A 15,653-nucleotide genomic window follows, 5' to 3' on the forward strand; every position below is an offset into this window, starting at 1 on the left:
ACCAAAACAATGTCAAACAATAAATGATATAACTAATAACATTGTTCGTTGTACCAATAAAGCTGGAAATGAAATTGTTCGATGTTAGATTTTAATATCACAGATAGTTTAAGTCATGTTGAATTTATGTGTTGTAATAGAAAGAGGTAAATAAACCCCGAACGTTGTTGTTAAGTAAAATATTAATGTTAACATTGAATTATAAATAGGACTGATTAATAACCAACGAAATATACATATTAACAGGAAAGACCTTATACTAACAAAGAAATCTTCATTGAGTTGTTCATGATGTTAATAATGTTATTAAAAGTTTAATAGAAGAAGGATGTTTTTTGATAAACGTAATGGAGTTGTGTGTTAAAATAATACTACATGATACATATAAGCTATTATGTTTTCTTTTGAGATTATAAAGCAATTAAAATGATTTTTTATATCCAATATAGACTACTTGTTGAATTTTACTATTAATTGAGTATAAGAAACTCATCATATAATCTAAAATCACATATACAAAATATACACAAAAAAATAACTAATTACCTTGGTTTAAAAATCGGAACTTTTGTATAATACTAACTCCAATTATAGAAAATAGACATAGTATTTCTTTATACGATGTTTACCTTATTATTGGTCAAAGGTTGTAATAATAAGAGTCGGTTTAATTCTTGAAAAAATATATAACAAACTTCATCAGAACATCTAAACATGTTTTCGTTGTTTGATCTTTTTTGTAATATTTTCATGTTTTTCAATAAAATATAATAGAATAACCGCTTATTGAAACATTCGTTTGATTGGTTTTTTTATTTACATCCAACAAATACTGTTTCATTTTACCTATGCTATTTATCTATTTAACTAATTCTAAACTCAAATGTTAACTATATACCGATCGTGATATAAATTACATACCAATGATAAAATGGTATCATACTAAACAATACATTATTATTGGAATTATTTATCAAAATTTTAACAACATATATTCATTTTCAATTTATAGCAGTATTCTTATCATTTATTGAACTAAATATATTTAATTTCTATTAATATTAAACCATTAAAACAAACGATTATATAGGTCTTATATGGGTCTACTAACATAATTTTTTTTTGATTACAATGGTGGTTTTAGAATTTCTATTTAATATTTCTAACAAAAAAATACCAAACAACAATATCCATCACTAATCTTATCATTATAGCTATTTATTAATCGATGGTTCAATTTTCTGACTAAGTAGTCTAACAAACAAAAAAAAGAGTAATAACCATGTAATAGACATACATATTTTGGTTATGATCTATATCTGATTTATATATTTAATTCTACTGTATACATATTATTATCATGGCAAATATTAATAAAAAATGACATTAAATCTAATAACAAAATATCACTCAAGTTCAATTGGTTCAAAAGTTTTGGCAATTCATAAATTGTCTTCGAACGAGAATCCATTGGGAACTAGTAAACTTATAAGAAAACGATTACAAATTAACCATATTAAACTAGAAAGATATTCAAACAATATTTACAAAAAACTAATACAAAACATTGCCATCACATACAATTTAAATAAGAAACAAATAGTACTAGGTAACGGATCAGATGAATTTCTAAGTTTATTATGTTTTGCTTATTTAAAAGAAGGAGATGAAGTGATAATATCTGAACATGGATTTTTGCTTTATAAAACACAAGTCTTAGCTGCTCATGCTATTCCTGTAATAATAAAAGATACCAACAACAAAATAGACATTAATAATATCATAAGATCAATAAACACGAAAACGAAAATGATTTTCATTACAATGCCAACAAATCCTGCAGGATTGTTCTTAACGTCTCGTGAGATAAACCAATTGTCAGCTCTATTGAAGCCAACAAATATATTATTAGTTTTAGACATGGCTTATTCAGAATATGTTAAAGATGATAGATATTCTATTAAAATAACCACTAATATTGTTATTATTAAAACATTATCAAAAATATATGGATTAGCCTCCTTGAGATTAGGATGAATGTACAGTAGACCTGATCTAATAAAGTCGATTGAAAAAATTAAAAGTCCATTTAATGTTAACAGAATAGCTCAAATTGCAGGTCGTGTTGTATTATCAGATTCGAAACAACGAAGATTATCTAGAAGTTTCAATGTTTTTTGGTTAATTAAACTTATAATTTATCTTAGAAAGGCCAATTTTATTATTGATAGATCATATGCCAACTTCATTGTAATTAAACTTGACAAAAAAGTACCAATCTTATTAATTGAAAATTATATCGCTAAATGTAACGTTAACGTTAGACGAATGTCAGAATATAAATTATTTAACAGCATAAGAGCAAGTGTTGGTTTACCACATGAAAACGTTAAGCTAATCAATCAATTCAAAAGACTAAAGAAACAAAAATTTATATTGGTAACTCATAAAACCGAAAAATGTACAACACAATATTGAAAAAACTAAAAGCTAACAATTAAAACGTTTGAACAGTTTATTTCTTCGATACTAATAATTCGTCATAAAGTATATTAATTTAATGATAAAACGGACTAACATGTTGATCTAACGATTATAAACACAACACAAATAGTTGTACAATATTTTAACAAATCAAGATAATTTTTATTATTTAAATTTATTAGAATTGAAATTTATACTAAACAAACAGAACATTTACTTAAAAATATCAAATAAAAACTGTTAAATATAAATTCCATTTAGTTGAATAAAAAATTAATTTACAATATATTCTATTACGATGATATTAATTCATAAGTAAGGTGTTTATATCTCCTAAAGTTATTTGGTTTTTTTGTGTAATAACATGTTCGTTTATAGTTAATATTCAATAGAATTGAATTAGTTGGCGGCTTATTAATAAAGATATTTGGTTTAGAATATACCAATCACAAACATGTTAAAATCAATAAATAAAATGATAATAACGGACCTACAACGTTGTATCAGATGTTTATACTGATGTTAAAGATATTTGTATTTGTAGAAAATCTTAGTTAAGATAACGATGTTTAATCGAGTTCATAATTTGGGTGTTGGTCGTTGTAGATTTCAAATTAGTATATTAATTTAAATAACCAATATAATCTATTATCTTAAATGTTCATAACGATTAAACGAAATCTGTATACTTAATAAAACGTATATTTGATCTTACTTAATATAATTATATTCATGAATGTTATTTTAATATTTTTAATGTAAAATATATTTTTAATCTATACCAACGTCTAAACAGTTCAGGGTAGTAAATTACCAATAGCTTAAGTTAAAGAATTAAGCTTTAGAGATTCGCTAAAATATTCGGCATGTTATCTATCTAATCCAACAAATTGTCTAGTGAATATTTGATAGAATAATTTAGCTGTTAGCAAACAAAATTCAGACTTTAAACATGATGTTTTTGTTCTAATAACTTTGTTAAGTTCTAATAAAGATTAAATAGATTTTTAGTTCAATATATTACTAACACATGACTAATTTATTACATTTTTCAAGTTAACGGATTGAACGTTTTTCTTAATTTATTGAAAGAACAACACAGTATAGACATGTAACTAAAACTAATACACATGTATTAATAACCTCAAAATCTTCAATTATAAATCCATCATAACAAGATGTTATTAACATAATTATATCTGCCTATACGTTATTTCTAACATTTCATGATCTATATTTCCAATCTATTATTAACGATTAGCTGATATAACAATTAGAAACAAATATGTTTCGGTTTACTTAATGTTACATTTATAAAAAAATAACATATCTACTAATTACATAATATAATAATAAATAATTACATTGATATTATTGGAACGTTTGTTTAAGTCGAAAATTTGTCAACAATATTAACCATAGATTCTGGATATTTTTTTGATATATTTTGATCTTATATCTGGTTTTATTACTGACCATTGCAACGTTAACAACATCATAACAACATAACTCACATATAGAATAATGGTTCAATGTGATTAATTTCTTAAACTAAACATCTAATTATAAGCATACATTTCAACATTAGTAGATATAAATTTATCTATCCATGAACATATAAATATTGATCAAAGAATTATTAATTATAACATTCTACTATAAAACAGAAATATATTTACCAGATTATCAAAGGTTTTTATATCTTAAAATTTCCATAGTTTATTAATGAAACATGGACAACTTTATTTTAAGTTATTCAAGGTATTTCACTTACTTCAATCGATTTATATTTCCAATTTTACATCGATTCAAAGATAAACAACCAATAATTGTTCAACTTATGGTTATAAAATTATATTACAAATTGTTATTAATTACTTAACGCATACAGGTTTTTTATAAGTCATTAGGATGTTTATAGTTTTAATAAATTTTCTACATTATTGATACAATTTACCTAATATTCGTTCATATAAAATTATTGTTATTTTAATATTATTTTTAACCTATCATAAATTTATAACCTTATTACTTATAATTAATCAACAAATATCGACTAACATCTTTTTAATTTAAAGCTGTTATAATCAACGGATTTTCCTCTTATATGTTTCTTGTGTTAATTAATTGTACACCGATTAGTATAATAACACAAATTATTTTTTAAAATAACTTCTAATCTTCCTTGATTGTTAATTACCATCCTAATCACATAAGTTGTTATCTCATTCATAAAACGAAATTGTAATTCTAGATGTGACCATTGTTAATTCACATTTATCCCGAACGAGATTATTTAAATTAATTTACTCTAAATCTATATCTTGTCTTCATGTTAGATTTTATTCATAATCATTATTGGCATTTATATACCTTGAATATTAGACCTATCGATGATGATACCTTGAGTTATGTTAATTATATTCTCGTCGGTATGTTTGTTTTTAAAATAAAACAGATCAAATTAAATATTTTTATTCCATCAAAACCAACATCCGATGTTGTTACTTCAATTATTAGTGTATCTATTACAATTGTATTTCTGATTGTTATTTCTGATATATATTTCTGTCAGACGTTGATAACCAACAACTTTAATTAACTTTAAATTCTTAGGAATAAATAAACACAAATACTATGAGTTGAAACATCTAACAACAAAATTCTGACGGTTTTCTTTGTTTTCCTTAGAAATTATATCATACCATTATAAAATAACGATGTGTTTCCTATCTTTTTTAAAATCATTCCAATTAGAATAACAATTTATTTGCTTAATCATACAACATTGATTTGAGTTTTAACAGATAATATCGTATTAGTTAAGTACCCTATCTTAAATAGGATAGCAACAGTTTTATTAAAATATTAACAGATATTAAATTAAATACTAATTTCAACGATTACTTATATTTCGATATTAATACCTGATCTTAGTATATTCTCTCTAAATATAATCTATTTATATCAACATTTACAACAAAATAATACCATTTACAAACAAACATATGTGATTCAATCGAATTCAAGGTTTTAATAGACCATTTTTGTTGGTTTTACATCGTTAGATTATAATTTTATTTGTTCCATATTATCATTTACACCTAACATAAATTTTTATTACTAAATTGAAATATAATTACATACAAAATATTAGTTGAATTCAAGCCAACATGTACCACTACAAAATAGATACTATTTAGATTTAGTTGGAGAAAGTTATGTAGAAGAATATATTAATTAGAATAACATCAAATCCATAATAACATACAATCGATTAAGTTAATCTAATGTAAAATTCATAACGACCAAACATCCGAAATCAAACAAACAACAAATGTATAATCCGTCAATAACAAACGATCAGTACGTTGTGATTAACATGCCGAAATGATCCAATTAAACACTAATAACATGTCCAATGACTAACGGTATCAACATTAACATCTCCACCTATAACAAACCAAACGACCAAGCATTAGTAGTAGATTTCAACCAATGAGTTCTTTAAGCAATTAGTATAAACTCTGTATAGATGTTCTAAAACTTAAACAAACATGTAGGTTACAGTTCAAGAAAACGAATACACATGGAAATATTACTTAACAACAAGTTTATTCCTTTAGAATCACCATGATTAAAATACATCCAAGATTATATACATACAATCTGTAAACACATTGAAAACCAACATTCTGTTAATAACCGTTGTTATATAAACAGATAATCCATGAACAACACCCTCAATCCACAAAAAAACCATGACACAAGGACTCGATATATCAATTTGTACTTTGATTTACACCCAACAGGATGTTCGGACGTTGCGATTGATCGATAACAAAAAAATAATCTCATTTGGTATTAAATAATTTCTTTAGAACATTATTGGAGTAACACAATTACAATTGTGTCTTGTTTGAAGTTCCGAAATCGAACATCGTCCGATTATACCACTCCCATAATTCAGTTATTAAGATCCGTACACATTTAACTCCGTTATACGTTTTATGAAGTTCATGTATTAATCTGGTTCTATCCATGTTGTTCCGATCATAAATTAAGAAAACAAAATTACAACATTGTTAACACATTAGAAAAAATTGAGATCAATGGATTGGAGATTACAATTAATGTTGGTTCTTAATGGCCTTAAATATTCAAAAGAGATGTAAAACTTAAACAGTAATAGCCGATGTTTAATACCATACATGTTAAGATACTAACAACCTGATCACAACGTTGTAGCTCTGTTTCGAAGACATTAATGGTTCTAAAGATCATCACTGATTTGATAAATGGTTTCAAATAATCTATTTCAATTAAAAACAACAAAACTGTAATCTCTAATCTAACTTAAAGGTATACATGTTTAGCCAATAAAAATAAACATTTTATTAAACAATTAGTAGAAGTAGTAACAACCATGTACAAGAAATTAAACACAACCAGATGACAGATTAGCAGTGATTAATCCGTTCTATGACAATGAAACACATCAGTGTTGTATATAAATTCATTGTTACAATTCATGATGTATTAATAACAATAAAAAACCAACCAAGCAACAGATACAGATGTATTAATAATCACAATTTTGTTTGTTGTTAACATGATGTAACCGTTATTAGATAACAAAAAATTATAAGATAAACTGATCTAAACATAACAAAAACCGAACACCTACATCAACATTTAACTAAATTAACATCGAACCAACACAGACATAACACATCTTGGTTAACGATATATTGATTATTAATTATACTGATATAACTTGGTTAAACTTAACATTCAAGTTGAAATGAACCACACATAATCATCGAACAACAAACCATGTCGATCATAACAAAACATCATTAACTGCTGAGATTATTATATTTTTGAGGATGTTGTAAGGCCAACGAAAGAACAGATTCATTACCTGAAAGAATTAAACCTTACAGAACAATCATTTCTACCATCCCATGTTTAATATGAACCTAAATAAGTACATCTAACACCCATGTATAATTATTTCAAGGTATCCTGTTTATGTTATAAATGATAACCGATGTGGATCAAGCAAATGGAAACCATATTAATACACTAAACATATGAGAACCGCTGTTCCAAACATAGTAACATATATTATCAACCAAACAAATAGACATACCTGTAACATAAGATTTATTTTAACTAAAAAACATAAATAGATGTTGTTGAATTAGAATTTATAGAGATATGGTCTTTCTATAGTAATTCTTAAAGAACGAGAATAATACTGGATGTTAAAGAAACAGCTTGTTGACTTCAAAAGAAACAAGGTAAGAATAATGTTATTCGATGGGATCAGTAATTAAAATAATCAATTAAACCCATGTTGCCATCAAAATATTAGAGATATAAACAACCTCAAACACAAAATCAAGAACACATTTAAGTTCAACGAAGTCATGGTCATTATAACAGAAGAAATATGAATTAATTGAAACAAAACATTAAACATTTGACATCAAACAAACGATCTAAACCACATGTCGTTGGCATCGAGATGTTCCTGAAACACTTAATCCAATGGAATACATGTTATGATGTTGGTATTAACAAAAAAAAAGAACAAGATGTTATCTAATAATGTAAATATAAGTTCACATGTTCGTATTCTGTTTTATGAACCTACGATTTGTATATCGGAACAAAAACCAAGACCAAAAACCAGATATACTCTAACATCAAACAAGTAAACCTTCAATTTATCTTAGAATTTACAGATATGATCAGAACAATTACATCTAGATAAAGATGTTGAAATGATAATGCATAGAGATAATACAACAACATCAATTGAATTAATATCTTCTATAACATTGGAAGATTAGCTAACGTTCTGTTGTCAGTGACACAGATAAAACTGAGTTGAAGTTATTCCAAAGCTAATGAGATAGATTTGATGTTCGATATAAGATCTAAGTCTTTTAATGTATTAACATTATCATCGAATGTTGTTAATCTTACTTCTAGTATTTAGAATTAAAGCTGACATAAAGGTAACTAAGGATCGTAAGTCTTTATCTATTAAGATTAAAAGAATAACACCAAAGATCTCTGTTTACAATTAACAACAGGTAAGGATTAATTTGTAGATAAGAACAAAATATAAGATGTTATAACAACAAGAGATTAGACAGGATGTTGGTTAGTTTTGTTTGGATTTAATTCAACAACAGTTTATGTTGTTATCGATATAACCGAATATTCATTGAAAAAATTATATTATCACTGAATGAAATTAACATCTGTTAAGTCTAACATGATATCAATAAATGTTAATCCAACATTGATAGATGTTTTGCGTATGTGTTGGCATGTCAAGTGATTCTGGATACCGTTCGGTCAAGATATAACAAACAAACACAGATTTATTAACAAAGAATTATAATATCTCAATGTTAAATATATAAATAAAAAATAATATCTATCATAAGTTTTATTTAAGTTCCGAACGGATGTTAGTTCACTATTGGATGTTAAAGATTTAAACATAAATTCAGTTCTAAACATCATAGTAAGAAACAAAAAAGAGGTACTAACAGATGTGATCGAACGTTGTAACTTATCAAGACCGAAGTACATTAACAGATTATATCTCCAATTCATGGATTTTGGAAATAAAGATCTAGAAGTAGGACCATGACAGGATTAAAGGAACAAAACGATTGGTAGAATGAAGAACTATACGTTTTTGTTTTTAAATTAGTTCATGATAGTAATTATTAACAAGTTTACATGTTGAATTATTAGTCTATAGGTTCTATCCTTTAAAAAAATAGGATTAATATATGTGTTATACTTAGAACAACGGTCACACACATGACTGTTTTGTTATACAATTGATATTATTATCTCAGGTTCTTAGATAAGAAAGTGGGTGTTGTTAATGTGTTACAGATATAAAGCCAAGATTGGATTCAGGATGTTAACAACAAAGGAAAGTATATAAACAAATGACATTAGCTTATAAACCTCCACATGATAAATCAATTGTTCTTGATTACTATAAAAGATACATCCATAAATATTATTAAGAAGATAAAACAAAGATTTGAAACAAATCATCAATGTATAAACGTTGTGGCTTAAAATGTTTCTTATTGAAGAACGGACTAAAATGTGGTTGATTGTTATTGATAAATGGATTAGTTAGTGTTAGAAAGATTTAGTTACATCCGAGGACATTGATGTACTCTTCTGATGAAGGTAAACAAATTGTTTATACCACAAAGATTGGTTCCGAATTATACACATCGATTAAGGTTAACCAATTCTTCATTAGTTGAAATAAATACATATTATTTATAGATTTAATAAATCCCCATAATAACTTAGAACCAAGATATTAACCGATTACATATTAATTAAACGGATATTACAAAAGTGTATAGATTAATATAATTCTGTGTTGGTTAAAACAAATAAGGTAGATATGTTTATGATTTTAATATAAAAAAGAGGATATGTGTATTATTGTTAGCACAAACAACCTTGGAAAGATTACTTCGAACACATAGAGAACGGAAGATGTACTAAGACATTTTTAATAATCTGATTATAAATAAATGTTAATGGGATGTTGTCAGTGTGTTAACGGTAGGATTCGATCCCAAACAAGGATACTAAATCGTTGCTTTAAGTTAAGACAAGACTGGAAGTTTGGTCGTTGTGATTGGGTTTAAATCAAATAATTGAATCAGAAACAACGATGTTATTAGCAATGAATATGGTCATAATCAATAGTAAACTCAACTGATTGACATACTAATACAAAAAACTGGTCGATATAAAGTTATACTCATAATAAAGAAACAGATTATAACGATCAACAGGTTATTACCGATGGTTTTATCCAAGATTATAACATCGGAATAGTAAACAAAATTTAGTTAAGTCTAAAAAATTTATTAAATTAATAGAATATAACAACTATTATAACAACATCCGAACAAGAACCATTATAATAAACAATAAAGTGACTAGAAGACAACATTAGCTCAGGAATGGTAGAAGTATAAAGAATGGTTACAATGAATCCAGTTGTTCATCTTATAATGATAAGGTTAAGGTAAGGACTAGTGGAAACAACATCCTATAGTATTAGACTAAGCTATAAACTAAAGGATGGAAAAGAAACAACAGGCAGTTACGAGTAACCTGTCAAGGGTATGTTGGTAACCAATGTTAAGATTGATATTACTATTCGTTTGATTAGAACTTATAGAAACGTTATTGATAAGCCAACGTTGAAACCAACAAAGAAACGTGTATACATTATTATAATTCATTGATAAAACATTAAAAACAGATAATGGAATGATGTTATTTACAATTAAAATTACTTACACATTATGTTTAGAACATAAACTAAGTGGATTCCATTAACAACAAACCATGTATACATGTTGGATAATGTTGTCATTCTTGTTGACAATGTCGGTTATAATCTAATTAATATTCTCATTCTAAAACATATGTGTTCTTATTAAAGATATATGTGGTATATTATTGATAGGTTGAAATGGCCATGAGCAGAATATTGATGTTTACGTTGGCAATAAATGTCTTGAAATATATATCCAGATGATGTAGGATCTGAAGGTTTTAGACTAACAGATTTATAATATCTCAACAAGTTTAATACTAATGGAAAAAAATATATGAAACCAATCCTTGGTTATTGGCTGAGGAATGGAATAACAACACGGAGGTTATATAAATGTTAATATAATCGGATAAAAGTTATTCCTATAGGTATCTGGTTGTTAATGACATCTGGTTTAAAATAAAGACTATTTATATCCAAAGATTATTATAAAGATTTATAAGATGTAAGTTATAAAATCATACTTAACAAGTTGTTATAAGAAACATTGGTCGATAAAGATAAGTATAAAACAAACGAAATATTCTCATAGGATAATCCTAAAGTAAGATAATACCCTATCCTTTATTCGTATATGACAAAACACAGTAACAAATGATTTAAACGTTATGCTTAAGAAATTAATTTGATCGGATGTTGGAGGTTTTCGTTTATCAATAAGATAATCTAATTAATTATTTTGTTATTATGGTTTATAAATTTACTAATAAAACAAATAGATATACTAATGATGGTAACAAATGGTTAAGTCTTTTAATTTAGAAGGTAGTAAAGTAGGTTTAGAGTTAAGATCCTTTAATAAAGATAAACAACACAGATGTTATACAAGTAAGTATGACATAGAAAAGGTTGAAACACCGTTGCAAATGTTCTTCATTAATATATCTTATCTTAACATAAGTACTGAATTAGACATATATATAAGCAACTTGAATAAAGATGATAATAAAAAAGATGAATCAACTTAGAAAAATGATAAATAATTCTACTACCTGTTTGTATCAACGAGTATGGAGCTCATGGAGCTATGGAAACAGTAATAGTTTAGACTAAACATGTTTAATTTTAATCTGTTAGAGTTAATGGTCTTAACTTTATGGAAAACGATTGTGATTAGATTAATGAAAGGTCTTTCATGGTATTTCAGTGGTAATAGTGATAAGTTGAAACCAAGGTTGTTAATACAAAATGATAATGTATGTAGATCTGTTCCATTGAGATCGGAATTAATAAGATAATATTGAGATAAAATATATTCTATAAGTGGTTGTTAATAGTTGGCTCTTAAATCTGTTGGTCACAGCTAAAGACCAATGTAAGTATTTGGATGTAACGTCTTAGTATTGACAACCTAGTTACGATTATCATTAGAGATCTATTGATAGAAACAAACAGGTATTGGTTATTAGAAGAAAACGTGTAAGAGATATAAGAACATAAGAGATATGGGTGTTGTAACAACAGGAACAAGGAAATATTCAGTGTTAGATAAGATAACGGATTCAGGACGGTGTTTAAATGTTTTAATTAAAGATTAATTTCCAATGTTCCAAGTATACATCAAGGTTCATTGTAAGTGATGACATAATGAGTTTACGTAGATCTGTTGTAGAGATTGAGAGTGGTAGTTTGAAATTAAATCTATTAGTTTATGTTTAAAATTATTAAGTATAACAAATAAAGGATATAGTAAATGTTGAAAGAATAATGAAATCTTCACTAATTTATGATATACACAAGACCTGAACCGAACAAAGCAACGTTGTCATCATGTTTACAGATCGGATGTATTAAGTCAATTCAATAGAAATTAAGGATATATAAGTTCGATGGAGGTTATGTAAATGTTTCTGGTGATAAGTTTGAGTACTTAAGAATATCAAATTATTAGGTTATAAGTTAAAAGAACTGGAAGTTGCTAACCAATATGTGTATGCCATTGATCGATGAGGTTGTTTGATCTAATGTTTGTAAGTGAACAAAAAGATTTTAATTAAAGTGGGAAAGTTAAGAGATAAAATCTGTGTAATTAAACGGACATATAACCAAAGAGGTATAACCAAGATTACTGGTTGTTTGGACATTTGTTTACTAAAAACCTTGGTGATTGTTATTAATAATAATAATTTGAAGTTAATTGAATTGAACTAATGTATTAATGTGTTTCAATAAGTGTTTAATATCTGTAAATAAATCTGATACATGTTTTACCGATCAAAGGTTGTGTTTATACTATTATGTAATTAATAAAATCATTTGATCTAAAGAAATTAACAACAAAACCAATGTTATTAACAACAAGGTTGGAATTCCCATCGTTTGTTGGTAACTGGATTTTAGAATAACAGTTTTAATTAACACTAAATCAGTAATACCACAACTTTAAATTTATCATAATACATCTAGATAATCAGATCTAAAGGTTGAACTAATTCAAATGAAACCATATGACTTCTTGTATAAATCAACATATTAATCACTAGATTTATAAAACAAAATATTGATAAATGACTTAACAATTCTTATTTTTTGTAATGACATTTTGTTGTAAACGCAGGATTGATGTTACCGAAATAACTGTTACGTGTTAACAACTGATCTAACATGATTTAATATCAGGTTTTTTCATTAATGTGTAAATATTAATCCCATGTTGTTACGTTTAACCGAAAATAGTATCGAACATATGTAAATGTCTAGATTCGGAGCAATAAATAAATGTAAGAAAACCAACGACATGATACAAAAATATAAATTAATAAGATTAGATTTAAAAAGAACATTGAATTCTCCGTTGACATCAACAAAACAAAAACTTCTTACTACCAGATCATTAATTAACTTACCAAGAACGGCAAGTTTAGTTAGAATAAGAAACAGATGTGTTATCTCGGGTAGACCTAGAGGTTATTATCGATTCTTTGGAATTTCAAGAATAATAATTAAACAGTTAGCTAACACAGGTTTATTACCAGGAATGATAAAATCATCTTGATAGATTCAATTGCCAACATGTTGGCACATGTTAAGAACTGTTCCAGAACAAGAAAGGTTTTAATCTATATTCCATATTCTAAGTTCAAATTTAACTTATCACTGGCATTTGAAAGATATAGATTTGTTAAAAGAGTATCTCTGTTAAGGTACAGTATTAATAGATCTGAAATATTAATAGAATTAGCATATAATGGATATCATAATATGATACAAGATATAGTCCAAGTATCGAAACCCGGTCAAAGGATATACTGAAATAAGAAGCAATTAAGAGTTAAACGTCAGATTGGTATTTATTTTTTATCAACAAGTAGTGGTATTAAAACAAATTTAGATCCAACCTGTGTTGGAGGTGAAGTGATCTGTAATCTTGTCTAAAAAATTATTACTATATGCTATTCCAAAGGATATAAAGATTTATTTATATGGTTCCAACGTTCAAATGTTTGGAGCAATTGGTAACAATAACTTAAACAAACATGTTTTTATTAAACATAATTGTATCGTGGTTTGTTCTCATAACTTAAAATTTCAGTTATCTAAGTTAACAAATAATATTAAAGGTATTAAACATAGCCATATTAGATGGATGATTATGAGAGGTATTGGGTATAAAATATCAAAACGTTTAGATAAATTGGAGATCGAACTTGGATTCAGTCATACAATTTTGTTTCGTTTAGAAGAACCAACGGTCAATCTTATGGTTAATTGTAACAAATTAAAGATATGAGGTTGTAGTTTAAATAAGGTTACATTGGTTGCTAAGAAATTAAAAATGTTAAGGAAAACAAATGTTTATAATGGAACCGGAATAGTATATAGAGATCAAAGGTTCGAACTAAAAGTTGGAAAGAGGTAATAGAACAGAATTAAATATTTCGAAGCACAACGATACCATCCATGTTATGATAATCAATGATGGGATTTATAACATGGTAAATGGAACTAATGGAAATTTGATTATTAAGATAACACGTTGTTGTTTAGCCACTGGCATCTTTTATCTAAGGTTTACAAATAGATATAAAGGCAGAATAGTGCAGGTTGTAAACATGTTAAGAACATTGGGTTTTATATTATAGTTGAAGATATATTGGAAGAAGTTTGATGATGAATATGTTCCTAACTTTATCGATAAAAAAACAAGAAAGAATATAGCTGATGATATTGAGATTAGTAATCTTTTTGATGGTAATACTCTATTATATGAGAAAATTATAAAGTTAACAAAGGTATGCAGGATTGTTAAAGGAGGTAGAAAGTACAGATATTGGGCGTTGGTCGTTGTTGGAGATATGTGTGGTAGTGTTGGATTTGGGATGGCCAAAGCAAACGAAGCACAGGATGCTGTTATAAAGTCTGGACGTTGTGCTAAGAACAACATGTTAAAGGTTCCTCTCGGAAGGAACAAAGAACTTATCTCTAATATCAGTGGAAGATATAATTCAACCAAAGTATTAATGTGAAACAACAGAAATGGTATAGGAATAAGAGCAAGTAATGCTATAAGATCCATCTTTGATGCATTGGGGATAAAAAATGTTAGTGCAAAGATCATTGGGTCAAGAAATCCGCATAACGTTATCAAAGCAACATTTACCGCATTAAAAGAATTAAACTTACGGTTTAGACTTTGAAATGTTGTCAATTAAATACATCGGATCTTGGATTCGAGAAACAACCATAGAAAACAGGACAGAGTTATAAGATTATTTGAAGAACAACATGTAGTAAAAGAAAAAAGTACCAA

9 protein-coding genes are annotated in these 15,653 nt (G+C 26.5%); all 9 read left to right on the top strand.

The genetic code is table 4. The features are described 5' to 3' along the window. The first annotated feature begins 1,380 nt into the window (after positions 1-1,380). The 9 genes from MAGTDC_RS01705 (at position 1,381) to MAGTDC_RS01745 (ending at position 15,555) form a co-directional block, all read left to right on the top strand. Positions 1,381-2,487, top strand: coding sequence for a pyridoxal phosphate-dependent aminotransferase (locus MAGTDC_RS01705; RefSeq protein WP_146656791.1), 1,107 nt, complete (start codon positions 1,381-1,383; stop codon positions 2,485-2,487). A gap of 6,499 nt (positions 2,488-8,986) precedes the next feature. Continuing rightward, positions 8,987-9,169, top strand: a complete 183-nt coding sequence (locus MAGTDC_RS01715) for a hypothetical protein (protein ID WP_146656793.1) — start codon at positions 8,987-8,989, stop codon at positions 9,167-9,169. Positions 9,170-10,688: 1,519 nt separating this feature from the next. After that, positions 10,689-10,811 (top strand): hypothetical protein, encoded by a 123-nt coding sequence (locus MAGTDC_RS05490; protein WP_278046918.1) that lies wholly within the window; start codon positions 10,689-10,691, stop codon positions 10,809-10,811. 832 nt (positions 10,812-11,643) lie between these two features. Next, positions 11,644-11,871 (top strand): hypothetical protein, encoded by a 228-nt coding sequence (locus MAGTDC_RS01720; protein ID WP_146656794.1) that lies wholly within the window; start codon positions 11,644-11,646, stop codon positions 11,869-11,871. 1,724 nt (positions 11,872-13,595) lie between these two features. Then, the gene (gene rpsN / locus MAGTDC_RS01725; RefSeq protein ID WP_146656795.1) at positions 13,596-13,901 is read left to right on the top strand and encodes a 30S ribosomal protein S14; all 306 of its coding nucleotides are present in this window, start codon (positions 13,596-13,598) and stop codon (positions 13,899-13,901) included. Further along, entirely contained in the window at positions 13,895-14,278 is a 384-nt protein-coding gene (gene rpsH / locus MAGTDC_RS01730) for a 30S ribosomal protein S8 (RefSeq protein ID WP_278046919.1), read from the top strand. Before rpsN ends, rpsH begins: the two co-directional genes overlap by 7 nt. After that, complete coding sequence (locus MAGTDC_RS01735) at positions 14,244-14,762, top strand: hypothetical protein (RefSeq protein WP_192573070.1); 519 nt, start codon at positions 14,244-14,246, stop codon at positions 14,760-14,762. The genes rpsH and MAGTDC_RS01735 overlap by 35 nt, the downstream gene beginning before the upstream one ends. Further along, positions 14,749-14,985, top strand: a complete 237-nt coding sequence (locus MAGTDC_RS01740) for a hypothetical protein (protein WP_146656798.1) — start codon at positions 14,749-14,751, stop codon at positions 14,983-14,985. The genes MAGTDC_RS01735 and MAGTDC_RS01740 overlap by 14 nt, the downstream gene beginning before the upstream one ends. Further along, the gene (locus tag MAGTDC_RS01745; protein ID WP_146656799.1) at positions 14,986-15,555 is read left to right on the top strand and encodes an uS5 family small ribosomal subunit protein; all 570 of its coding nucleotides are present in this window, start codon (positions 14,986-14,988) and stop codon (positions 15,553-15,555) included. Positions 15,556-15,653: the final 98 nt, after the last annotated feature.

It is taken from the genome of Candidatus Hodgkinia cicadicola (genome assembly GCF_002774925.1).